The sequence below is a fragment of the Agrobacterium salinitolerans genome (genome assembly GCF_002008225.1).
Taxonomy (GTDB): Bacteria; Pseudomonadota; Alphaproteobacteria; order Rhizobiales; family Rhizobiaceae; genus Agrobacterium; species Agrobacterium salinitolerans.
Window position 1 is genome coordinate 108,588 of sequence record NZ_MRDH01000005.1, and the last position, 20,876, is coordinate 129,463.

At 58.9% G+C, this 20,876-nt stretch carries 22 protein-coding genes; 6 read left to right on the plus strand and 16 right to left on the minus strand.

Annotated features, from left to right (window positions below; genetic code table 11):
- Nucleotides 1-4: 4 nt before the first annotated feature.
- Nucleotides 5-1,492: a MocR-like pyridoxine biosynthesis transcription factor PdxR gene (pdxR, locus tag BS627_RS03285; RefSeq protein WP_077981865.1), complete on the minus strand. Its 1,488-nt coding sequence runs from the start codon at nt 1,490-1,492 to the stop codon at nt 5-7.
- Between the two features lie 81 nt (nt 1,493-1,573).
- Here pdxR and BS627_RS03290 point away from each other — a divergent pair, with 81 nt between their 5' ends.
- The 4 genes from BS627_RS03290 (at nt 1,574) to BS627_RS03305 (ending at nt 5,980) form a co-directional block, all read left to right on the plus strand.
- Nucleotides 1,574-2,791, plus strand: coding sequence for a trans-sulfuration enzyme family protein (locus BS627_RS03290; protein ID WP_077981866.1), 1,218 nt, complete (start codon nt 1,574-1,576; stop codon nt 2,789-2,791).
- A 55-nt stretch (nt 2,792-2,846) separates the two neighbouring features.
- Nucleotides 2,847-3,746: a dihydrodipicolinate synthase family protein gene (locus BS627_RS03295; protein WP_077981867.1), complete on the plus strand. Its 900-nt coding sequence runs from the start codon at nt 2,847-2,849 to the stop codon at nt 3,744-3,746.
- A gap of 40 nt (nt 3,747-3,786) precedes the next feature.
- Nucleotides 3,787-5,250, plus strand: coding sequence for an L-lactate permease (locus BS627_RS03300; RefSeq protein WP_077981868.1), 1,464 nt, complete (start codon nt 3,787-3,789; stop codon nt 5,248-5,250).
- A 100-nt stretch (nt 5,251-5,350) separates the two neighbouring features.
- Entirely contained in the window at nt 5,351-5,980 is a 630-nt protein-coding gene (locus BS627_RS03305) for a glutathione S-transferase family protein (RefSeq protein ID WP_077981869.1), read from the plus strand.
- Between the two features lie 105 nt (nt 5,981-6,085).
- On the opposite strand, the gene BS627_RS03310 is transcribed toward BS627_RS03305, so the two are convergent.
- From BS627_RS03310 to BS627_RS03375, 14 genes are all read right to left on the minus strand, one after another.
- Nucleotides 6,086-6,532 carry an Lrp/AsnC family transcriptional regulator gene (locus tag BS627_RS03310; protein WP_077981870.1) on the minus strand — a complete coding sequence of 149 codons (447 nt, stop codon included), beginning with the start codon at nt 6,530-6,532 and terminating at the stop codon, nt 6,086-6,088.
- Nucleotides 6,533-6,544: 12 nt separating this feature from the next.
- Nucleotides 6,545-7,330 (minus strand): phosphotransferase, encoded by a 786-nt coding sequence (locus tag BS627_RS03315; RefSeq protein ID WP_077981871.1) that lies wholly within the window; start codon nt 7,328-7,330, stop codon nt 6,545-6,547.
- 9 nt (nt 7,331-7,339) lie between these two features.
- Entirely contained in the window at nt 7,340-8,755 is a 1,416-nt protein-coding gene (locus BS627_RS03320) for an aspartate ammonia-lyase (RefSeq protein WP_077981872.1), read from the minus strand.
- A gap of 8 nt (nt 8,756-8,763) precedes the next feature.
- Nucleotides 8,764-9,642 (minus strand): 4-hydroxy-tetrahydrodipicolinate synthase, encoded by an 879-nt coding sequence (dapA, locus tag BS627_RS03325; RefSeq protein ID WP_077981873.1) that lies wholly within the window; start codon nt 9,640-9,642, stop codon nt 8,764-8,766.
- A 43-nt stretch (nt 9,643-9,685) separates the two neighbouring features.
- Complete coding sequence (locus BS627_RS03330; protein ID WP_077981874.1) at nt 9,686-11,107, minus strand: aldehyde dehydrogenase family protein; 1,422 nt, start codon at nt 11,105-11,107, stop codon at nt 9,686-9,688.
- A complete protein-coding gene (locus BS627_RS03335) occupies nt 11,104-12,165 on the minus strand; it encodes a homoserine dehydrogenase (RefSeq protein ID WP_077981875.1) in 1,062 nt (353 codons plus the stop codon). The genes BS627_RS03330 and BS627_RS03335 overlap by 4 nt, the downstream gene beginning before the upstream one ends.
- 185 nt (nt 12,166-12,350) lie before the next feature.
- Nucleotides 12,351-13,262: an ArgP/LysG family DNA-binding transcriptional regulator gene (locus BS627_RS03340; RefSeq protein WP_077981876.1), complete on the minus strand. Its 912-nt coding sequence runs from the start codon at nt 13,260-13,262 to the stop codon at nt 12,351-12,353.
- 109 nt (nt 13,263-13,371) lie between these two features.
- Nucleotides 13,372-13,692: a DMT family transporter gene (locus BS627_RS03345; protein ID WP_077981877.1), complete on the minus strand. Its 321-nt coding sequence runs from the start codon at nt 13,690-13,692 to the stop codon at nt 13,372-13,374.
- Nucleotides 13,693-13,781: 89 nt separating this feature from the next.
- The gene (locus BS627_RS03350) at nt 13,782-14,993 is read right to left on the minus strand and encodes a trans-sulfuration enzyme family protein (RefSeq protein WP_077981878.1); all 1,212 of its coding nucleotides are present in this window, start codon (nt 14,991-14,993) and stop codon (nt 13,782-13,784) included.
- A gap of 38 nt (nt 14,994-15,031) precedes the next feature.
- The gene (locus BS627_RS03355; RefSeq protein ID WP_077981879.1) at nt 15,032-15,721 is read right to left on the minus strand and encodes an ABC transporter permease; all 690 of its coding nucleotides are present in this window, start codon (nt 15,719-15,721) and stop codon (nt 15,032-15,034) included.
- A gap of 10 nt (nt 15,722-15,731) precedes the next feature.
- On the minus strand, nt 15,732-16,454 hold the full coding sequence (locus BS627_RS03360) for an ABC transporter permease (RefSeq protein WP_077981880.1): 723 nt from the start codon (nt 16,452-16,454) through the stop codon (nt 15,732-15,734).
- Between the two features lie 67 nt (nt 16,455-16,521).
- Nucleotides 16,522-17,283 carry a transporter substrate-binding domain-containing protein gene (locus tag BS627_RS03365; RefSeq protein ID WP_077981881.1) on the minus strand — a complete coding sequence of 254 codons (762 nt, stop codon included), beginning with the start codon at nt 17,281-17,283 and terminating at the stop codon, nt 16,522-16,524.
- A gap of 37 nt (nt 17,284-17,320) precedes the next feature.
- A complete protein-coding gene (locus BS627_RS03370) occupies nt 17,321-18,103 on the minus strand; it encodes an ABC transporter ATP-binding protein (RefSeq protein ID WP_066868702.1) in 783 nt (260 codons plus the stop codon).
- A gap of 185 nt (nt 18,104-18,288) precedes the next feature.
- The gene (locus BS627_RS03375; RefSeq protein ID WP_077981882.1) at nt 18,289-18,975 is read right to left on the minus strand and encodes a B3/B4 domain-containing protein; all 687 of its coding nucleotides are present in this window, start codon (nt 18,973-18,975) and stop codon (nt 18,289-18,291) included.
- Between the two features lie 43 nt (nt 18,976-19,018).
- Between BS627_RS03375 and BS627_RS03380 the strand changes: the two genes are divergently transcribed.
- Nucleotides 19,019-19,642 (plus strand): helix-turn-helix domain-containing protein, encoded by a 624-nt coding sequence (locus tag BS627_RS03380; protein ID WP_077981883.1) that lies wholly within the window; start codon nt 19,019-19,021, stop codon nt 19,640-19,642.
- On the opposite strand, the gene BS627_RS25050 is transcribed toward BS627_RS03380, so the two are convergent.
- Nucleotides 19,583-19,726: a hypothetical protein gene (locus BS627_RS25050; RefSeq protein WP_420836192.1), complete on the minus strand. Its 144-nt coding sequence runs from the start codon at nt 19,724-19,726 to the stop codon at nt 19,583-19,585. The two genes, BS627_RS03380 and BS627_RS25050, sit on opposite strands and share 60 nt — an antisense overlap.
- Here BS627_RS25050 and BS627_RS03385 point away from each other — a divergent pair.
- A complete protein-coding gene (locus tag BS627_RS03385) occupies nt 19,664-20,866 on the plus strand; it encodes an aminotransferase class I/II-fold pyridoxal phosphate-dependent enzyme (protein WP_077981884.1) in 1,203 nt (400 codons plus the stop codon). The two genes, BS627_RS25050 and BS627_RS03385, sit on opposite strands and share 63 nt — an antisense overlap.
- The last annotated feature ends 10 nt before the right edge of the window (nt 20,867-20,876 follow it).

The window sequence follows — 20,876 nt, forward strand, 5'->3', positions numbered from 1 at the left end:
GCTGTCAGCCCGCACCCTTCACCGCATCGACGGCGGGGGCGAAAAGTTGAATGCCCTTTTCGATCTGCCTCGGTGTCAACGCGGAATAGCCCATCACCAATCCGAGCCGCTCTCGTGGCGCCTCACTTGCCCATGGTGCAGAATCGTATAGCAGTGAAATACCGTAGAGGCCGACGCCGCGTTGGCGAGCGGCATCCATCAGGGCGATCTCGGCTGATCCCGGCAACTCATTGAACCAGACGACGACATGCAATCCGGCATCCGCACCCTCGATCGTGATGCGGTCGCCGAATGCAGTCTCAAGAGCGCTCAATAATGTCTCACGGCGCTCCCTATTCAGTCTTCTGACGCGACGCACATGGCTCTCATAGGCGCCACTTTCGATCAGAAAGGCGAGCGCTTCCTGCTCGGTCATGGGTGTATGGCGGTCGGTCAATTGCTTGGCGGTTGCGAACACCTCCTGCAATTGCTTTGGCACCACGAGGTAGCCAATGCGCATCATCGGCGACAGTGTCTTTGAAACGGTGCCTAGATAAATGACGTTGCGCCCGTCCGCCAGGCTCTGGAGGGGCGGAATCGGGCTAATGTCGTACCGGTACTCACTGTCGTAGTCGTCCTCAACCACATAGGCGTCTCTATCCCGAGCCCAAGCGAGTAGCTGGTGGCGACGGCTGATTGGCATAACACCGCCCAGCGGAAACTGATGGGATGGTGTTACATAGGCCATCCGGGCGTCGATTCCTGATAAGTCCGGGGTTTTCAAGCCGCCCGCGTCCGCGTCCACAGCCACGGCGGAAGCCCCGGTGCTTGAGAAGATCTGGCGAGCCATTCGGTAGCCGGGATTCTCCATCACAAATGCGCTGTTCGCGTCGAGGAGGATCCGCGCGCAGAGATCCAGCCCTTGTTGGGTACCATTGACAACGATGATTTGCTCGAGGTCGCATTGTAGCGTCCGCGCCCGCCAGAGATAACCCTGAAGGGCTTGCCTTAGGCGTCGGGATCCTCGCGGGTCCTCATAGGAAAGCCGACCTCGTCGTTGCGTAAGGACCGAATTGATAGCCCGCTTCCAAGCCAGTGCCGGAAAGTCAGATGGGGCAAGATCTCCGTACCGAAAATCAACCGCTAGGTTGGATGGCAGATAGTCAAGCCACGGCGAAAGCGCACGAAGTCTTTCGCCGTAAGCAGAAAGCGGCCCGAATGCCTCCTGTGTGGTGCCGGATTCTCGTGGCCGCTGTCTCACTTCCAGTGCTGTCACACGCGGACGGGCGCCTTGGCGCAGCTCTACAAAGCCTTCAGCGGCAAGCTGTTCATAGGCAACGGTAACTGTTGTCCGCGACACATGCAGTTCATTCGCCAGACTGCGTGAAGACGGCAGTTGACTTCCCGCTTCATAGACACAGCTAAGGATCTGGCTCTTGAGCGCCTCGTAAATCCTGCGCGCGCCCATCCTGGGTGCGGGCACTGCCGCCGCTTGGTTTTCCGACTGGACCATATTCTTTCCGCCAAACTGGATGTTTCATGCCGGCCAGTATGATGCCAGTCTGGGCCAAAGCAAAGAGGATACGATTCAGCTATGACAGGCGGCAGCGAGCATGACGACTATTTTCAGGAGGCAAGCTACGCATTCGACACGCGCGCCATTCATCATGCGTTCAGCCCGGTGGACTACAAACGGGCAGTCCAGCCGCCAGTCTTCTTGACCTCGACCTACGGCTTCGAGAGCGTCGAGGCTAATGACGCCGCAGCAGCGCTTGGCGGCCGACTTTACGCGCGGGAATACAATCCGACCACAGAGATTCTCGAGCAGAGGCTTGCGAACCTGGAAGGGGCGGAGGCGGGCCTCGTCGTATCGACCGGTATGGCCGCCTTCGGCACTCTGATCCTCTCCTTGCTGTCGCAGGGCGACGAGCTTGTCGTTCACAAGACGCTTTACTCAAATACCGTCGCGATGGTGGAGCAGGGGCTGCCGCGCTTCGGCATCAAGGTCGTTCCCGTGGACCTATCCGATCCGTCGAACCTCGACGCGGCGATCACGGAAAAGACCAAGCTCGTCTATTTCGAGACGCCCGTGAACCCGCTCAGCAGCATTCTCGACATTGCAGCAATCTCAGAGCGCGCACACGCGCGTGGGGTAAAAGTCGCGGTGGACAGTACCTTTGCTTCTCCCGCGCTCCAGCGGCCGATCGAGCATGGCGCCGATATCGTGCTTCACTCTCTTACGAAATACATCAACGGTCATGGCGACACGTTGGGTGGGGCGCTACTCGGCGACGCCGAAACGCTCCACCGCCTGCACGAAACGGGTTTGCGTTACATTACCGGCGCCACCTTGGCGCCGCACTCCGCCTTCCTGATCATGCGCGGTCTGAAAACACTCTCGCTTCGAATGGATCGGCACAGTGCCTCTGCTCTGGCGATCGCCCGTATGCTCGAAGCGCATCCTGCCGTGTCCTGGGTGAGCTATCCCTTCCTGGAATCGCATCCCGATCAGGCGATCGCGCGCAAGCAAATGGCGCAGGGGTCGGGCATGCTCGCCTTTGGGCTCCACGCCGGGTTTGACGGAGCAAGAAATATGCTCGATCGCTTGCAACTAATGACTCGCGCGGTGAGCCTCGGCGACACAGATACCCTGATCTATCATCCGGCCAGCATTACGAGGGCGCGGCAATCGATCCGAAAAGACGCCCATATGGTCTCGGGCGTTGGTGACGACCTCATCCGTCTTTCTGTCGGTCTTGAGGACGTAAATGACCTGATTGGTGACCTGCGGCAGGCGCTCGCGACCCTGTAACGCCCGCATTGACGACTGCGAATATAGAAGCACAGAATCGGATCCGGAGCATCGAATGGCCTTCCTGAGCGGGCTTTCCGCATTTCCCATCACGCCGAGTGACCCGGACGGTCGCGTCGACACTGCCGCTCTCAAGAGGCTTGTGGCTCGGCTTTGCATCGCAGGCGTCGACTCCATCGGTCTTCTCGGCAGCACTGGAACCTACATGTATCTGTCCCGCGAGGAGCGGCGACGAGCCTTAAGCGCGGCGATCGAGGAAACCGGCGGGGCAATACCGGTCTTGGCGGGCGTCGGCGCCTTGCGGACCGACGAGGCGGTCAGACTGGCGCAGGACGCCAAGGCCGCAGGCGCAACCGCGGGCCTTCTTGCCGCCGTTTCGTACGCGCCGCTGACAGAAGATGAAGTCTTTGAACATTTCTCCACCGTCGCTCGAAAGAGCGGCCTCCCCATCGTGATCTATGATAATCCGGGGACCACCCATTTCCGCTTCACGGCTGTTCTGGTGGAACGTTTGGCTCAGGTGCCTGGCATCGTGGCGATCAAGAATCCGACGGAAAAACCCGAGGAGATTGCGAGCCACCTGAGGCAACAGCGATCCGCGACTCCTAAGGGCTTCTCAATCGGCTATAGCGGCGACTGGAATGCTGCCCAAGCCATGATCTGTGGGGCCGATACCTGGTACAGCGTGCTTGCCGGCATCCTTCCGGACGTGTGCCTGCGCCTCGTGAGAGCAACTCAGAACGGCGATGCTGAAGAGGCACTCCGGATCGATGCAGGTCTTGCCCCGATCTGGGAGCTCTTCAAGCAGTTCTCCAGCTTGCGAACCGTTTATACGATCGCCGATCTGCTTGGCGTCTGCCGGGCCGAGCCGCCTCGTCCCATCCTCCCACTACCGCCGCTTGCAAAAGAGAAGGTGGCACACTGCCTGACCTTGCTCGAGCAGGATCTCGCCTGACCCCTGGCGAGGTCAGGCGCTCCCGGAGGATTGCGACAGATTGCTTTACATCGTCTGGGCATTGCCCGCGCTCATCGTGATCGGCCTTCTGGCAAGCGGTCGGGCTTCCACGCTCGTTGCCGCGATCATCGGATTGCTGGTGGCAATAGTTGTCGCGCTCGGCGCGGCGCCCGGCGAATTCCAGTTGCGCGACGGCGCCAGCGCACTCTTGCGCGGCGCATGGATCGGCTGGATCGTTGTGCCATATATACTGGGCGGGCTGTTATTCTGGCAGATGGCTATTCGGCCCGGGGATGCAGCGATGCCGGTCGAGAGCCTCCGGCAGAACAGGCAGTCCAGGCGGCGTCTGCTATTTGCTGCATGCTTTCTGATCGGCCCGTTTTCTGAATCCGCGACCGGCTTCGGCGTCGGAATCCTCGGGACGATGCTGTTGTTGCGCAGGCTCGACCTGCAACCGGTCTATCTCATGGCCTTCAGCCTGCTGAGCCAGACAATGATCCTGTGGGGCGGCATGGGTAACGGTGCGATCGTCGCTGGCGCCTTCTCTCAAAGCGATCCGACCATGCTCGCTGTCAATGCCAGCTTTTTTCAAGTCGCCCTGAATGCCCTCTGGTTGCCACTCTACTGGAGGATGGCCGAAAGTGCAGGCGTCGGGGCTCCCTTCCGCGAGTGCCTCAGCGAGGTCGTCTGGCTCGGCGGAAGCCTGCTTCTGCTGATTGCGGCAACGCGAGCTCTGGGGCCTGAAGTTTCGATGCTCTGCGCCTATGGGCCGGTCATCGTGCTGCGTTATCTTGTCGATGAGCGCCCCGATGCGGGCCAACTCCTTGATGCCCTACGGAGAATGGCGCCGTTTGCGATCCTCATCACATGGCTCATGGCAACCCGGCTGATCTCACCCCTGAGCGAATTCCTGCTGCAAACCGGGCGGCTCGAGCCGTTCCTCGGAGCCCCGGCCTGGTCGCCGCTGTTTCATGCGGGCACGTGGTTGGCTTTGGGCGCTGTTATCTGCGCATTTGTCTATGGTCATGTTTCCAGCTTGGGATCGCAAGTCCTCAAAGCCTGGAGAACCGGACGGCTCGCAATTCTTGCCATCATCATCTTCTCGATGATGGCAGAGCTGCTATCCAGCTCCGGGATTGCCGCGGCATTGGGAGAGGGGATAAATTCCGCAGCCGGCGGAGGCGCGTTGACATGGCTTGCTCTTGTCTCGGCAGTGTTCGGAGCCCTTGCAAACAGTGGTAACGCCGCAAACGGGCTGTTCATGAGTTCGCAGGTCAGTCTTGCGAAGGAAGCGGGCCTCAATGTCGCGGCCGTGATTGCCCTGCAACATACCGCCGCTCTGGCGCTCAACCTAATCTCGCCAGTTCGGATGTCTATTGTTTGCAATATGGCTGGGTGTCGTGGACAGGAGCGTACAGTCTACCGGGCCATGTTGCCTTTTGCCGCCGCAGTCATAGCGGTTTTGCTGACGGGCTCGCTGATGATCACCTATCGTGTGCTTTAGCGGGAACCGGCTATTTGCGGATCACCCCAATCTAGGTGGCAGCAGCAGCGGCCAAACGATTTTCTCGATTTCAATGAACCCCAACAAAAGGAAATAAAGCGTGTCCGAATTCAAGCTGCATTGCTTTGCAATGTCAGGAAACTCCTACAAGGTGGCATTGTTTCTCGCTCTGGCGGAAATGGATTGGACTCCGGTATTGGTCGACTATTTCGGGGGAGAAACGCACCGAGAGCAATGGCGACAGGAGGTCAACGGACAGGGCGAGGTTCCGGTTCTCGAGCACAAGGGGGCAAAGTTCAGCCAGTCGGCGCTCATTCTCGACTATCTGGCTGAGGCGACTGGAAAATTCGGCCCCGAAAACGTCCGGGAGAAACAGGAAATCTGGCGGTGGATGTTGTTCGATAATCACAAATTCACCAGCTACTATGCCACCTTGCGCTTCCTGTATGGCATCAAGCGAACCGGGGAGACGGCGGTGACGCAATTCTTGAGGGAACGGGCAATAGCGGCCTACCGCATCGTGGATGATCACCTGCGGCAAACACCGTTCCTTGTAGCTGCTCGGCCCACCATTGCGGACTTGTCTCTTGCAGGTTACGTCTACATGCCCGAAGAGACGGGCCTGCCCCAAGAGGAGTTTCCTCACATCGCCAAGTGGAAGGACAGGATCCGGAATCTGCCAGGCTGGCGACATCCCTACGATCTGATGCCTGGTCCGACATCGCTATAGTCGCATTTTCTCAGTTCGCGGCCGAGCGTTTCAACTTCCTGCTGTCGACGGGCTATACGCGCTCCTTTGATCAGCTAAGGTCCTGCCGATTGTACTTGGGGTCTATCAGGCCTTTCGAACGACGGAGGAGAGCGCGAATGCCGTAAGCGTGTCACGTACCCCGGGGAGTTCGGATATTTGCTGCCAGATCTGCCGAATGCGATCGGCTTGGGAAGACTCGACTCTCACCACCAGGTCGAAATCGCCGGTCATGACGTCACAGGCGACAACCTCCGGAATTTTGCGTAGGACGTTGATGACGTCACCGCCTCTCATGCGGTCATGGCGATAGACGAACATGAGTGCGGTGGTCACCTGCCGGTCGTTTCCGCCCTCACTGGCGACGATCGTGTAGCCTTTGATGAAGCCCTCTCGTTCGAGCCGTTCAATGCGCACCCGCACGGCGTTTCGGGACAGGTTCACCTTTGCCGACAATTCCGCGTGCGAAATGCGGGCGTTGCTTTTGAGTTCGGCAAGTACCAGTTCATCTATTCGGTCCAGAAGATATTTCATCCCGTTGCCGCCTTATTGGTCGAAGATATCTGGCGTGACCGAATGATAGGCAACAAGGGCGCACTCAAGAACCGACGTCGTTCTCGCGCCCAAGGCGGCGCGCTTGGCTGCTGAGGCAAGAACGAACGCCGGCAAAGCTCTTTTTTCTGCTGCCGAGAGCTTTCTGATATTTTGATAACCGCTCAAGAGCGCACGGGCTTTGCGCGGGTCCAAACCGCCGTCGGGCACGCCTGTCCAGTCAACGAGAACGTCGGCGATCTCAGCGATAAGGGCGTCATCATGGCGAAGCCTGAAGTTGATGACGCCGCTGACTTCATCGCCAAGAAAAAAGACATTCGCGAAGACCAATGCACCATGTACGGGTCCCGATGGTAAGTCAGGCTGGCGGGTGAGCCCACCCTGCAAGCTCATGTGTATCTGGCCCATAATGCGGCCCACACTCCCACATTTGGCTGACGAAGGGTCACTTGTCGATGACCCGGACACGAAGCTTACGATGGCTACAAGCCGACCCGCAGCCTGAAACGTGGCATTGCCGGCGACAGTGCGCCTGGGCTCTGGGCAGGGAATGCCCGCCCCGTGCAGCGTTTCCATCGTCTTGAAAGCGCGTTCGAGATCAAGCGGCTCAGCCCCGCTTTCAAACAGGGTCACGATGAACTCACCTTCGGCAGACCGGAACAGATAGGTCGTTTCGCGATCGCCATCGGCGATGCCGATCACGGAGGACAAACCAGTCAAGCCGTAAGCTTCCACGATCGTGTTTCGATCTTCGTCAGACAGTTCGGTAAATACCGCCATGGCTTCCCCTCAAGCGGACGTGCGCTGCGGGACGTTCGCAAACACCGCGTAGTCGCTGAAGATTTCCTCGATCTGCCGTTTGGTCAGGCATCCGTCGTCCTCGACGATGGAGCGCAGACTTTTCTTTTCAGATAGTGCTCTCTTCGACAGCAAAGCCGCCTTGGAGTAGCCAATCAGCTTTGCTAGCGGGGTGGCCAGAACGAGAGACTGGTCCAACAACGCCCTGCAACGATCCTTATCGACCTCGATCCCCGCCACACACCGGTTGGCGAAGATTTCCATCCCTCTGGTCAGCATGCGTATTGACAGCAGGATGTTCAGGACAATGACCGGCTCCATCGCATTGAGTTGCAGTTGTCCGGCGCTTGCAGCAAGTGTCACCGTCAGATCATTGCCGATCACCTGAAATCCGATCTGATTCATCATTTCCGGGATGACCGGATTGACCTTGCCGGGCATGATCGAGGAGCCAGCCTGCATCGCCGGCAGCCGAATCTCACCCAGTCCCCCGATCGGGCCACTGCTCAAGAGCCGCAGATCGTTGCAGATCTTCGTCATCTTGACGGCAATCCGTTTGAGAATGCCTGAGAAGGCGACAAACCCGCCTGTATCCGACGTCGCTTCCACCAGGTTACGAGCTGTCATGAGCGGCAGACCGGAAATCTCGGAGAGCTTCCTGCACGCAAGGCTCGGAAAGGCCGGCGGCACATTGATCGAAGTCCCGATTGCAGAACCGCCGAGATTGACCTCCTGAAGAATTTTCTTGGCAGACTGCACCTGGATGATGTCCTCGTCGATCAGCTCCGCAAAGGCTTCGAACTCCTGGCCGACAGTCATGGGTACGGCGTCCTGGAGCTGAGTGCGTCCAACCTTTATGACATCCGCGAATTCAGCACCTTTCCGACGGAACGTGTCCCGAAGATTGACCTGCGCGGCGATGAGCGCCTCGCAGGTGCGCAACAGGGTCAACCGGATCGCTGTCGGGTAGACATCGTTAGTCGACTGCGAGAGGTTGACGTCGTCGTTCGGGTGAAGCGTGGAATAGTCTCCGACGCTGGCGCCCAGCTTGAGAAGAGCAAGATTGGCCACAACCTCGTTGACGTTCATGTTGGTCGAGGTGCCCGCTCCGCCCTGCATCATGTCCACTGGAAAATTGTCATCAATCGCTCTTAGTTCGATGAGATCGTCGCACGCCTCTGCGATCGCAAGAGCTTTTTCAGAAGACAGCAGTCCAAGTTCCATATTGGTCAGAGCCGCAGCCTGCTTCACCATCGCCATCGACTGGATGAGCTCGGGAAAGTCTCTCAGGCGGAAGCCTGTGACGTGGAAATTCTCCTCCGCGCGCTGAGTATGCACGCCAAACAGCTTACCCGTGGGAATGGAGAGAGGCCCGATGAGGTCAGTTTCTATTCGATCGATCTTCATTGGTGACCTCAACTCAAAATGCCAGCGTGGAGCATCGCCCGGTCGATCTGTTCGCGAACCGAGCTGCTTACGGGAACAAGAGGCAATCGCAGGTCCCCACGGATGCGTCCGAGCCGCTCCAGGGCATATTTTGGTCCAGCGGGGTTTGTTTCCAGGAAGAGCGCCCGGTGCAATGGCATCAGACGATCCTGGATCGCCAAAGCCGAGGCGAAGTCGCCTCCAAGGCAGGCGCGCTGGAATTCAGCGCACAGGCGCGGTGCAATGTTGGCGGTCACAGAAATGCACCCGTGGCCGCCATGGGCCATGTAGCCGAGGGCCGTGCCGTCTTCCCCGGTCAGCAGGTTGAAGTCCTTGCCGCAGGCCATGCGCTCCAGTGAAGGTCGCAGGAGATTGCCGGTGGCGTCTTTGACGCCGCTGACATTGTTGCAGTCGCTAAAAATGCGCGCCAGCGTCTCGACCTGAATGTCGATCACACTGCGACCCGGAATGTTGTAGACAATGATCGGGATCTCGGCCTCGGCATCTATGGCTTTGAAATGCTGATAGATGCCCTCCTGCGTCGGCTTGTTATAATAGGGTGAGACGACCAGCAATCCATCGGCGCCGGCTTCCTGTGCATGGCGGACGAAGTCGATTGCCTCCGCCGTGCTGTTTGAGCCTGCCCCTGCAATGACCGGGATGCGGCCGTCGACCGTTTTGACCGTAATCTCGACAACTTGTTTGTGCTCGGCGTGCGTGAGTGTCGGACTTTCGCCTGTCGTTCCACATGGGACCAGTCCGGATGATCCCTCCTCGATCTGCCAGTCGATAAGGGCGCGCAGTGCGCCTTCATCGACACGCCCATCAGCAAAGGGTGTAACAAGTGCGGTGATTGAACCTTTGAACAAAATGGTACTCCTGATGTTGCTGATGGGCTTGTTGGCTGGTGATCTATTGCCGTTTGAGCCTGTTGATGCAGACGACCTTTGGTTGGGTCATGTCTTCAAAAGCAAAGCGCACCCCTTCGCGGCCCATGCTGCCATACTTGAAGCCGCCGAACGGCATAGCGTCGAACCGGTAGTCGGAAGAGTCGTTGATCATGATCCCTCCGGCATCAATCCCGCTGGCCGCCTCGAGGGCTCCCTCGAGGTCATTAGTGAATATACCGGCGTGCAGACTGTAGTCTGGCGCGTTCGCAAGGCGGATGGCATCGCAGAGCGCATCGAAGGGTTCGAGGATTACGATCGGGGCGAACACCTCTTCGCTCCATAGGTCGCAACCAAAGGGAACATTTTCCAAGACCGTCGGTGGGTAAAGGTTGCCCGCCGGGCTGTGGCCGCAAAGGAGGTCGGCGCCAGAATCAATGGCGCGGTCGACCATCGCCGCTGCGCGTTGAACGGCACGTTCCGAAATCATCGGGCCGACATCAGTGTCAGGCTCAAGTGGGTTTCCGGTCTTGAGCATTTTTGTGGCTGCAACGAACTCCGACTTGAACCGCTCATAAATGGAGCGCTGGATCAGGATCCTCTGGGTGCCAATGCAGTTCTGACCGGCCGCCCAATAGGCTCCAGACACGCAGCCGTCGACTGCAGCGACAAAATTGCAGTCTTCCATGACGATGACTGGTGCATTGCCTCCCAGATCCATCGCCAGCTTCTTGATGCCTGCAGCCTTGGCGATTGCCTCCCCCGTGGCAAACCCGCCCGTGAACGAAATCATTCGCACGTCTCTTGCCACGACGAGTGCCTTGCCAAGATCCGCGCCACCGATGACAACCGTAACAATCTCTTCCGGAAGGCCGCTTTGCACCAGAACGTCGACCAGTTTGAGCGCCGACAGGGGAGCAAGCTCAGACGGCTTGAGGAGCACGGCGTTTCCACCGGCAATCGCCGGGCCAAGTTTATGGGCGACCAGGTTCAGCGGATCATTATAAGGGGTGATTGCCGTAATGATCCCGAGCGGCTCTCGCGTGTACCAGCCCTGCCGGGCTTCGGACCCAGCATAGGACTCGAACGGAATGACTTCGCCGGCATTGCGTTTGGCCTCATCGGCCGAGAGTTTTAGCGTGTTGACGCATCGGGTCGCCTCTTTGCGGGCTTGCGTTATCGTTTTGCCGGCCTCGTTGACGATCAGAAGCGCGAATTCTTCATGCGCCGCCTCAATGCAGGCGGCTGCCCTTTCGAGGATTGCAGCTCGCTTGTGGCGCGGCAGAGCTTTGGCGGCCTGCGCTCCGCGGTGCGCGCGATCAATAAGGCTGCTCACGCAAGAAGCATCGCTGCTTGGAACGGTTCCGACGACCGATCCGTTGAAAGGGTTGCGCACGACGATCTCGTCGGTAGAAAAGGGTGCGTTCAGGACGAGGCCGTGCATCATGCGGCCTCCTTTGCAATGGCGGAGGTTCTTTGGGTGTGAATTGCCACGATGTCGGACAGAAGAGCATAGGCCGTCTCAATTCGCCCCGCACCTGGTCCGGTAACCGTCACAGAACCGAGCAGCTTCGTGTTGAACGAAACTGCATTGGTTGGACCGTTGACGGCGGCGAGAGGATGCTCCAACGGCAGTTGCTTCGGCATGACGCTTCCGACGACGCGGCCGTCTTCCCCCCGGGAGGCGGACCCAATGAGTTTCCAGCGGCTGTTGGTCTTGGCTGCATCCCTGATGTCAGAAGGCGAAAGCTGTGAAATACCTTTGCAGGAGACATCATCCGGCTTGAGCTGCGCACCAAGCAACTCGTTGGCAAGGATGACGACCTTGAGGCGGACGTCGAAGCCTTCCACATCCGCCGTGGGATCGGCTTCCGCGTAGCCGAGCTCCTGTGCTTGCCTGACGGCGGTATCGAAATCCAGGCCACTTTCCATCCGTCCCAGAACGAAGTTGGAAGTGCCGTTCAGGATCCCCTCGAAGCCAACGACTTCAGCACCTGCAAGCGTCTTCTCGGCCATCCGGATCACCGGCGTTCCGCTCATCACGGAACCCTCGTACTCAAATCGGACGCCATTTGCCTCAGCGAGGGCCTTCAGCTCCGACGCGGCAAGTGCCACCGGACCCTTGTTCGTTGTGACCACATGCTTGCCGCTTGCAAGCGCCCAATGGCAATGGGAGACTGCAGGCTCGCCGTCCGTCGGGTTGGTGAAGGTTGCCTCTACGACAATATCTGCCGGCGCAGTCCTGATGACTGTTTCGTTGTCCGCTTCCGCACTGCCGCCTGAGAGTTGACCAAACCCACCCTTGGTAAACTTGGCTTCAGTCAGCGTCTTCGCGTCGAGCCCGTTTGGCGAGATCACGGAGCCCAGATAAAGATCGCTCACAGCGACAATGTTGAGACGGAACCCGAGCTCCCGCTCCCATACCGAGTTCCTTGTCGCGATAAGCTCGGCCAAAGCGCGGTTTACGCCGCCAAAGCCGATGAGAGCAATGTTGTAGACGGTCATGACAATCCTCCAATGACGTTCTCTGCTCGCTGAGAATGAGAGGCAGATCGCTCAGTGGGAACGGTGCAAATCGGCCAAAGGAGGAGGCATTTCGCCCAAAATGCCTCCGTCACGATTCTTGCGCTCATTGCTCCTCTTGTGAGCAATCCGTGGAGCCAATGGAGGACTTGCAAAAACACTGACATTTACGAGATTCCGTCCAGTTTGAGGCTTTGCTGCGCAAGGCGCACGATCGACGCGGTCAACCCCTCCAGTTGGTGGACTGCCACGCGATGAACCTGCCATTGCACCGGCAAGTCGAAGCCTGTTCCTTTAGTTAATTCTGTCAGTGTGCCGGACCTGAGGTGGGCCGCAGCAAGGTGAAGCGGGACGATGCCCCATCCCAGTCCGGCGAGGACCGCATCGAAGATGCTTGCGCGCGAGGGCAGGCGATGCACGGGGAACTCGACGTCGTCGCCGAGCGCAACTTTGACCCATCGTTTCGGAAAGGTGTCCGCCAGCCCCAGGGCTAGTCCAGGCGCTTTGGCCATCGCCTCGGGGATTGCCCCTTGCGGAAAATGGCGCCTGCTATAGTCCGGTGTTGCCACGGCTACGAGGCGTAGGCTGCCCAACCAACTATTGTCGTGACCCTCAAGCCGTTCGTCGCCCAGGGTGACCGCAGCGACAACCTCGCAGGCTCGCAGCCTGTCTAGCGTCGGAATGGTCTCATCCAGAACCAGATCGAAGAGGAACGGTGCGGATCGTACGAAGTCTGAGACGGCATCCAGGATCCAGCTCCCGAGCCACTCCGGATTGGCGGCAATCCTGATGGTCATGCGTTCAGGTAAAAAGCCAGGACCGATGAGACCGGGCATACTGGTGGCCAATTGACGCTCGAGCAGTTCGACGCGCTCAAAATGGCGCAGGAGCCGAGCCCCCGCCGTGGTGGCGGAACACGGGCTTCCTCTGACGATCAACGCGACGCCGAGACGTTGCTCCAACTGCTTGACCCGCTGCGACACCGCTGATTGTGTAACCTTCAGTTCGCGCGCAGCTCTGTCAAAGCTGCCTAATCTGATGACAGAAACGACGGCCTTGACTGCCTGATAATCTATCATGGCTCGAGTCCAGTCTGCATTTGACGGTTGGCGAAGTTTGTTCTTGTCTGGGCTTGGCGCGCAAAATCGCCGACACCGGAGCGCGCGATCGACCGTCGCAAACGTTCTTTCATCCGGCGCTCGACAGCTTCATCATCAGGAGACCGGAGAGTATCATGGCACCGGCTAGAATGCGCATTGGGGCAGCTGGCTCGTTCAAGACCAGGACGCCAAGCAGGAACGACCCGACGGCTCCAATGCCAGTCCAGACTGTGTAGGCCGTGCCAAGCGGAAGAACCCGCATCGAGAATGACAGCAGCACCCCGCTAGCAATCATTGCGGCGACCGTGATTGCCGACGGAACGAGCAATGTGAAGCCTTCGGACTTTTTCATATAGAAGGCCCAGACCACTTCGAGCAGCCCGGCGATGAGCAGAATAATCCAATGCATGGTATGTTTTCCTTGAGAACGTCGCTGACATAGCGGGAAGATCCCGACGAGAGGGCTTCCCGCTTCACCTGGCGTCGGAACTCGCGTCTTCAGGACCGATCGAAAGTCTCGTCGAGAGCGTTTTTGATATCGGCGATGAGGTCTTGCGGATCCTCCAGGCCGATGGAAAGACGCAGATGTCCATATTTCTGGAAATTCAGCGGATAGCGTTCGGCGCCTCCGCGGCCGCTCCCCCCGACGTGCACGATCAGGGTTTCGTCGTGGCCGAGCGAGACCGCTGAGGTGATCACCTTTAGATTGGAAACGAAACGGTTCTGGGCGTCCGGGTCCCCCTCGACCGCGAAGGCCATTACGCCGCCATAACCCTTGCCTGCAAATTGAGCCTTTGCGAGTTGGTGCTGGTCGTGGCTTTCGAGCCCGGGATAGGTGACGTAGGCAACCCGCTCGTCCCGTGCAAGGTTATCCGCAACGACCTGTGCGGTCGCGAACTGCTGCTTGAGGCGCAATGGAAGCGTGACTGAGCCCCGGGTGATCAGCCAGGCATTGAAGGGGGAGATCGTTCCGCCGAGATCGACAAGGGCGTCCGCCTTGACGTGATGGATGAGCTCCTTGGAACCCACCACCACACCGCCCATCGCATCACCATGTCCATTGATGTACTTGGTCAGTGAGTGGATGACGAGATCAGCGCCGAGCGCCAGCGGCCGGAAAAAGGGGGGAGGCGTAAAGGTGGAGTCGACCGATAGAAGCGCGCCAGCCTGTCTGGCTATCGAGACCAGTGTCGCGACATCGGCAACCTTTGTGGTCGGATTGGCGATCGTTTCCGTATGGATCAGCTTCGTGTTAGGCCGGACGGCGGCTCTGACTGCTTCCATGTCGCCCATATCGACGAAGGTTGCCTCAATCTTGTAGCGCTGAGGCAAGAGCTCGGCGAAGAGCCGCCAGACGGCTTCATACGTGACATCGCCGACGATCACATGATCGCCGCTTTTCAGGAAGGTGAAGAACACGGCGTGGAGGGCAGCGACACCGGTTGCGAAGACGGCTGCGTCCTCTCCACCTTCCATGGCCGCCAGCTTGCGCTGCAGGCAGATCTGGTTATGACCGGAATTGCGTGTATAGGAAGGCGCCTCCGTGTCCGACCAGTCCATGGTCGAGGGGTCGTAGGGCAGAAGATAGGAATTGGCCATGACGATCGGTGTGCGGATCGCGCCGGAGGTCTTGTCGATCTCGTTGCCGCCATGCACCGAAAGCGTGTTGAAGGAGAGCGTTGAAAGCTCGTGTTTGTCTGGTCTGGACATGTCGTGGGCCTCTGGTTGTTCTGGGTTTGAGGGCCGCGCTAGCGGCGCGTCGGCACAGCGTTTTCGAGCTTCTGGAAGGCCTGGGTGATGAGAAAGGTCAGACCGACATAGAAGAGGGTGACGAGGAGCAACGGTTCATAGACGAGCAGCGTGTCCTGGCGGATCTTGTAGGCGGCGCCATAGAGGTCCATGACCGTCACAGAAAACACGATCGGGGTGGCCTTGAGCTGAAGGACCACTTCTCCGGCGAAGGTGGGCAAGCCGATGCGGATTGCACGGGGAAGCCAGATCCGGCGCAGGATCATGGCAGGCGACATGCCTACGGCGCGAGCAGCCTCCAATTCACCCTTTGGAACCGCCAACATGGCGCCTCTGAGGATTTCACCTTGATAGGCTGCAAAATTCAGCGTCAGCGCAAGGGCGGCGAAGAACAGGCCTTCTCGCAATATCGGCCAAAGGAAACTTGTCCTTAGTCCCGGTACGTAAGGCAGATACGTGCCCAGGCCGTAGTAAATGAGCCAGAGCTGAATCAGAAGCGGTGTGCCGCGGAAGAACGTGCAGTACCCCTTCGCAAGCCAGCGTGCGACGGGGTTCTTGCCCACTTGGGCGATCGCAAGGAAGATCGCCAGACCAAAGCCGCAGGTCACCGAGATCGCGAGCAGCAGACAGGTGAGGAAAGCACCCTGCAGGATGAGATCGCTGTAGGGGAAAATCCAGCTGAAATCCATGTCTGGCTCCCTACACGACCGGTCTTTGTCCGCGACGGAAGTAGGCTTCCAGCGCAGCGAAGAGCATGTTCGAGACTATGGTGATTGCGAGGTAGAGCACCGCAGCAGCCAGAAAGAACACCATGTATTCCTTCGTGTTGCTTGCTGCGACGCGCGCGGCAAGCGCCAGTTCCTGGTAGCCGACGACGGCGATCAATGCGCTGTCCTTGATGACCGACATCCATAGATTGGCAAAGCCCGGCAGCGCGTTCGGGATGAGGCCTGGCAAAACGATCCTGCGGAAGCGCAACGCCGGACGCATTCCGAAAGCCTTGGCCGCTTCCACTTGCCCGACAGGGATTGCAAGAATTGCACCGCGCAACACCTCGGTCATGTAGGCGCCCTGCACAAAGCCAAGGACCGCAACAGCCGCGACAAGACCGTTGATTTCGATAGGTCCCAGTCCCGCCCAGGCGAGGATACGGTTCAGGCCGTCAGTTCCAGCGTAATAGAGGGCGACGATCAGTATCAGCTCGGGTACGGCACGAATGATCGTGGTGTAGGAATTTAGCAGGAATTGGAGCGGCCGAAACCCACTCAGTTTTCCGAGCGCGCCGGACAGTCCGATTAGCATTCCGACCAGATATGCTCCGGCCGAGATCAGGACAGTGGCCAGGGCGCCCGAAAGGAGCACGCCTCCCCAGCCGGGAGGAGCGATGGACAGAAGATCCAGCGCTGAATGTGAGGGGTTCATGGGAAGCCTTCCAGTCAGGACAGGGGATCGCCACACAGCTGTGCGGCGATCCGCAACCGCCTTGGTCTCAATAGGGGTCGTAGTCGAAGTACTTCTTGCTGAATTCGGCATACTTGCCGCTGGCCCTGACGGCATTGATAGCGGCGTTCAGCTTTTCGCGCAGCGCGTCGTCGCCCTTGCGCACACCACCGCCGACACCCGCTCCGAGGATGGCATCATCCGGCTCGACATTGCCCTTATATTCGCAGCACTCTTCTCCGAGGTCTGTTTTCAGGAATTCCTTGAGCGGGCCGGTGTCGGCAAAGACGTAGTCGATGCGTCCGGAGGCAAGGTCCTGGAAGGACTCATCGACCGTCGCATAGCTCTTCTCGCTCGCGACGTCGGCAAAGTGTTTCTTGAAATAGGCGGATTGGGTGGTCGAGACGGCAATGCCCACCGTCTTGTCCTTGAGCTCCTTGGCCGCAACCCCCATGGCGCCGTCCTTCGGGCCGATCATCCCCGCCAGCGCTGAATAGTACTTGTCGGTGAAGTCGATCCGCTTCTTGCGCTCGTCGGTGATCGACATGGAGGACCAGATCACGTCGATCTTCTTGCTTTCCAGCGCCGGAATGAGGCCATCCCAGGCAACGTCGACGATCGCGCATTTTTCCTTCAGCTCCTCACAGACGGCGTCCATCAGGTCGATCTCCCAGCCGATCGCCTTGCCGGACGCGTCCTTGGTCGTGTAAGGCGGATAGGCCTCGTTGACGATGCCAAAGCGGATGTCGGCGTGCGCATTTGCCGCCATCATGATCATGCCGATGGCCAGAGCTTTTCCCAGATGCTTCATTTGCATTCCCCTTTTTGCTGTTGAAAAGATTGATTGGTCAGTGCGAACCGGCTGCAACGAATTCTTTGCAGCGAGCGCTCGTGGGCGCGCCGAAGACCTGTGCGGGGGAACCTTCCTCCTCAACCTGGCCTTGGTGCAGAAACATGACGCGTGTCGAGACATCCCGAGCGAACTTCATCTCGTGGGTAACCATGATCATGGTGCGGCCCTCCTCGGCGAGGCCGCGGATGACCTTCAGCACCTCCCCGACAAGCTCGGGATCAAGAGCCGATGTCGGCTCATCAAACAGCATGACGGCGGGATCAACGCAGAGTGCACGAGCGATGGACGCGCGTTGCTGTTGTCCGCCTGACAGGAAGGCCGGGTAGGCGTCCTTTTTGTCGTAAAGACCGACCTTGGCCAGCAGTGCTTCGGCCTTCTCGATGGCTACGACCCGCTCGACCCCGAGCACATGTACTGGCGCTTCGATGACGTTCTCAAGGATGGTCATGTGCTGCCAAAGGTTGAAACTCTGGAAGACCATGCCCAGGCCGGTTCTCAGCCTTTCGATCTGGCGCCAGTTCGCGGGTTGCGATTTTCCGCCGCGCCCGCTTCGGAACGCGACTTCTTCGCCATTGATGCGAAAGGAACCACAATCCGGAATCTCAAGGAAGTTGATGCAGCGCAGGAAGGTGCTCTTGCCCGAACCTGACGATCCAATAATCGAGACGACATCGCCCTTCTCGGCCGACAGGGAAATGCCCTTCAGGACCTTGTGGGCTCCGTAGCTCTTGTGAACATCACTCACGACCAGAGCGGGCGCATGTTTCTCAGTGCGCATGGTTCCTCCTTTTCGATACGGTGAACACCCGCTCCTCCGGGCAAAGCTTCGCCTCCGCCGCGTCGCCGCGACGAAAAATTGTCCGATCTGTCAGCGAATGTCGCCACTTGTTAGCTGGCGCTTGCCCACAGTCTGGGGTAAGCAGTCAATATACTGACTTTCGTCACTTGCTCTGCGGGCGCTACCTACGCCGCCAGAAGGTTTTGCCTATATACTTCGCATCCCGGCGCCAGTTGCCGAAGACCAGTCACCAGCATGTTGGCCGCCTCCTCAAGCGCCTCCTCTGGCATCGTTTCGAGGCTCTCCAGGATGAACCACATCCGACCACCGATGGAATCCAGCCGCGTGCGCGTTCCCTGCCGCCAATTCCACCGGCGGCATGTCACGCCGATATCGTCGCGCCAGATCACCTCACCAACGGACGGATGTTCGATGATCGCCTCGCCATTCGCGACCGTGTCGAAGGCTTCCGTGCCGTCGGCAATCGACAGCCGCGGCTTGCCGACATAGGCATCAAAATTCTCGCCGCCGACGGGTACGGCAAAACGCAGGCTGACGGCATTATAGAGGTCGACCAGCGGATTAATGGAGGGTAGGCGGCCGTCCTTTTCAACCCGCTTCTTCAGTGCCTGTGCAGAGCATGGCGTCCGGTTGGGCTTCGCCCCGAAGCGGCTATAGACGTCTGCCCAACTGGCAAGATGCGCTTCGCCCCATTGTGGTCCACCGGCGCGGACGAAGTCACAGGCTTCCCCGAGCACGTCGCGCGCCATTGGTCCGCGGGTTGGATCGCCGGCATCAACCAAGATGCTGATCGCACGGAAATCCGGCGCTATTTCTGCGACAGACCTGTCGATGAGCGGAAAATCTAACATGCCCTCTAGCTCCCATTGACCAATTTAGTGTATAATATCGACCATGGAAAAGAAAGTCAATATATCGACCGACACGGTCGCCGATGTCGAGCGCGTCAGCGCAACCGTCTCCCAGAATCTGAAAACCTTCAGGCGCCAGAGCGGCCTGACGCTGGACGAACTGTCCCGGAAGTCCGGCGTGAGCAAGGGCATGCTTGTCGAGATCGAGAAGGGAACAGCCAATCCGAGCATCGCCACGCTGTGCCGGGCCGCCACCGCCTTGGGCGTGTCGGTTGCGGATTTCGTCGGGGTAGCGTCGAGTGTTCCTGTTCGCATAGTCCCAGCACAGGACGCATCGACCCTGTGGCACGGTCCGAAGGGCGGAAGCGCAACACTTCTCGTTGGAACCAACGGGCCGGACGAGATCGAGCTGTGGCGCTGGACGCTTTTCCCGGGCGAGATATTTGAATCTCCCGGCCATTCGCCCGGCACACTCGAGCTCATTAACGTCGAAACGGGTGAGCTCACCCTGAAGTTTGCAGACAGCGAGCACTTGGTTCACGCGGGTTCATCCGTTCTGGCACGAACCGAAGACAAGCACGCCTACATGAATTGTGGAAACGATGAACTACGGTTCGTAATGGCTGTGGCGGAACTGCAGCGACCTCGGGTGAGGACGGGTCTTTAGCGATCGACGATCGGGGCGCAGATGAGCAGCAAGATAACGAGAAACCAGCCAGTTTCGGGCAAGGCCTCGCCTGACGTCAATGATCTCGGCTTTTCGACCCGCTCCATACATGAGCCGTTCCCGTCTACTGCGATTGCGTCCCTTCGCAGTGGACCATCGGCTTCTGTCTGCGGTCGGACCACACTTGTCCATCCATCCGGTGCGGACAAAGACCGTTCGGCAACATGGCTGCTCGAGCACAAGCTTGCCCGTCTTGAAGGAGCGGAGGCCGGTCTTGTCCTCTCCTCAGGTCTGGTTGCCTTTCGCACGCTTGCCCGGTCATTTCTTGCTGCCGGAGACGAGATAATTGTTCACAGGCCGGTCTGCACCGACACAGCGTACCTAATGCTGGAGATTGTTTCGGCGGTCGGCGCAAAGCTGGTCGCGGTGGATCTTTCAGAGCCGAGCGCGATCGGCCGTTCGATAACCGAGCGGACAAGATTAGTGTATTTCGATACGCCCACCAATCCACTGAACAGCGTTCTGGATGTCTCGGCCATTTCTGAACACGCTCACGCGTTCGGCCTCAAGGTGGCAGTTGATAGCACATTTGCAACGCCGGCCCTCCAAAGGCCGCTTGAACATGGGGCGGACATCGTGCTGCACTCGCTGTCGAAATACATGAACGGGCACGGTGATACGGTCGGCGGCGCATTACTTGGGACGGCGGCGGATATTCGAAAATTGCGCCATGAAAGCCTGCGCGAGCGCCATGACACCACCATCTCGCCGCAAGCTGCGTTCCTGATCCTGCGCGGGCTCAGTACTCTGGCGCTCAGAATGTATCAGCATTGCAACACCGCGCACGTCCTTGCTCTGACACTGGAGGCCCATCCCTCGGTTGCCTGGGTGAGATATCCTTTCCTCACGTCACATCCCGATCATGAAATTGCACGCCGTCAGATGTCGGGCGGCTCGGGGATGCTTGCCTTTGGGCTTGAGGCGGGGCCGGAGGGCGCCACGGCAATGATCAAGAGACTGAGCCTGATCAGGTCAGGCGGAGATTTAGCGGAGGTCGGTAGCTTCATCTGCGGTTCAGCTCGGCTCACCAATGCCCGTCATCTGTCTCTTTCCGGCAGCCAATTCTGCGTCAACCTTGGCGAGGACGTCATACGATGCTCGGTTGGCCTCGAGGACGCCGAGGATCTCGTTGAAGATCTTCTGACCGCGCTCGAATTTGCATAGCCTGATTCCG

Coding starts and splice junctions, on each gene's coding strand:
- BS627_RS03350 (WP_077981878.1), bottom strand. CDS start 14,993: ATGTCCAGACCAGACAAACACGAGCTTTCAACGCTCTCCTTCAACACG.
- BS627_RS03360 (WP_077981880.1), bottom strand. CDS start 16,454: ATGAACCCCTCACATTCAGCGCTGGATCTTCTGTCCATCGCTCCTCCC.
- pdxR (WP_077981865.1), bottom strand. CDS start 1,492: ATGGTCCAGTCGGAAAACCAAGCGGCGGCAGTGCCCGCACCCAGGATG.
- BS627_RS03290 (WP_077981866.1), top strand. CDS start 1,574: ATGACAGGCGGCAGCGAGCATGACGACTATTTTCAGGAGGCAAGCTAC.
- BS627_RS03335 (WP_077981875.1), bottom strand. CDS start 12,165: ATGACCGTCTACAACATTGCTCTCATCGGCTTTGGCGGCGTAAACCGC.
- BS627_RS03375 (WP_077981882.1), bottom strand. CDS start 18,975: ATGTTAGATTTTCCGCTCATCGACAGGTCTGTCGCAGAAATAGCGCCG.
- BS627_RS03320 (WP_077981872.1), bottom strand. CDS start 8,755: ATGAAGATCGATCGAATAGAAACTGACCTCATCGGGCCTCTCTCCATT.
- BS627_RS03295 (WP_077981867.1), top strand. CDS start 2,847: ATGGCCTTCCTGAGCGGGCTTTCCGCATTTCCCATCACGCCGAGTGAC.
- BS627_RS03370 (WP_066868702.1), bottom strand. CDS start 18,103: ATGCGCACTGAGAAACATGCGCCCGCTCTGGTCGTGAGTGATGTTCAC.
- BS627_RS03355 (WP_077981879.1), bottom strand. CDS start 15,721: ATGGATTTCAGCTGGATTTTCCCCTACAGCGATCTCATCCTGCAGGGT.
- BS627_RS03380 (WP_077981883.1), top strand. CDS start 19,019: ATGGAAAAGAAAGTCAATATATCGACCGACACGGTCGCCGATGTCGAG.
- BS627_RS03310 (WP_077981870.1), bottom strand. CDS start 6,532: ATGAAATATCTTCTGGACCGAATAGATGAACTGGTACTTGCCGAACTC.
- BS627_RS03385 (WP_077981884.1), top strand. CDS start 19,664: ATGAGCAGCAAGATAACGAGAAACCAGCCAGTTTCGGGCAAGGCCTCG.
- BS627_RS03340 (WP_077981876.1), bottom strand. CDS start 13,262: ATGATAGATTATCAGGCAGTCAAGGCCGTCGTTTCTGTCATCAGATTA.
- BS627_RS03315 (WP_077981871.1), bottom strand. CDS start 7,330: ATGGCGGTATTTACCGAACTGTCTGACGAAGATCGAAACACGATCGTG.
- BS627_RS03330 (WP_077981874.1), bottom strand. CDS start 11,107: ATGATGCACGGCCTCGTCCTGAACGCACCCTTTTCTACCGACGAGATC.
- BS627_RS03345 (WP_077981877.1), bottom strand. CDS start 13,692: ATGCATTGGATTATTCTGCTCATCGCCGGGCTGCTCGAAGTGGTCTGG.
- BS627_RS03365 (WP_077981881.1), bottom strand. CDS start 17,283: ATGAAGCATCTGGGAAAAGCTCTGGCCATCGGCATGATCATGATGGCG.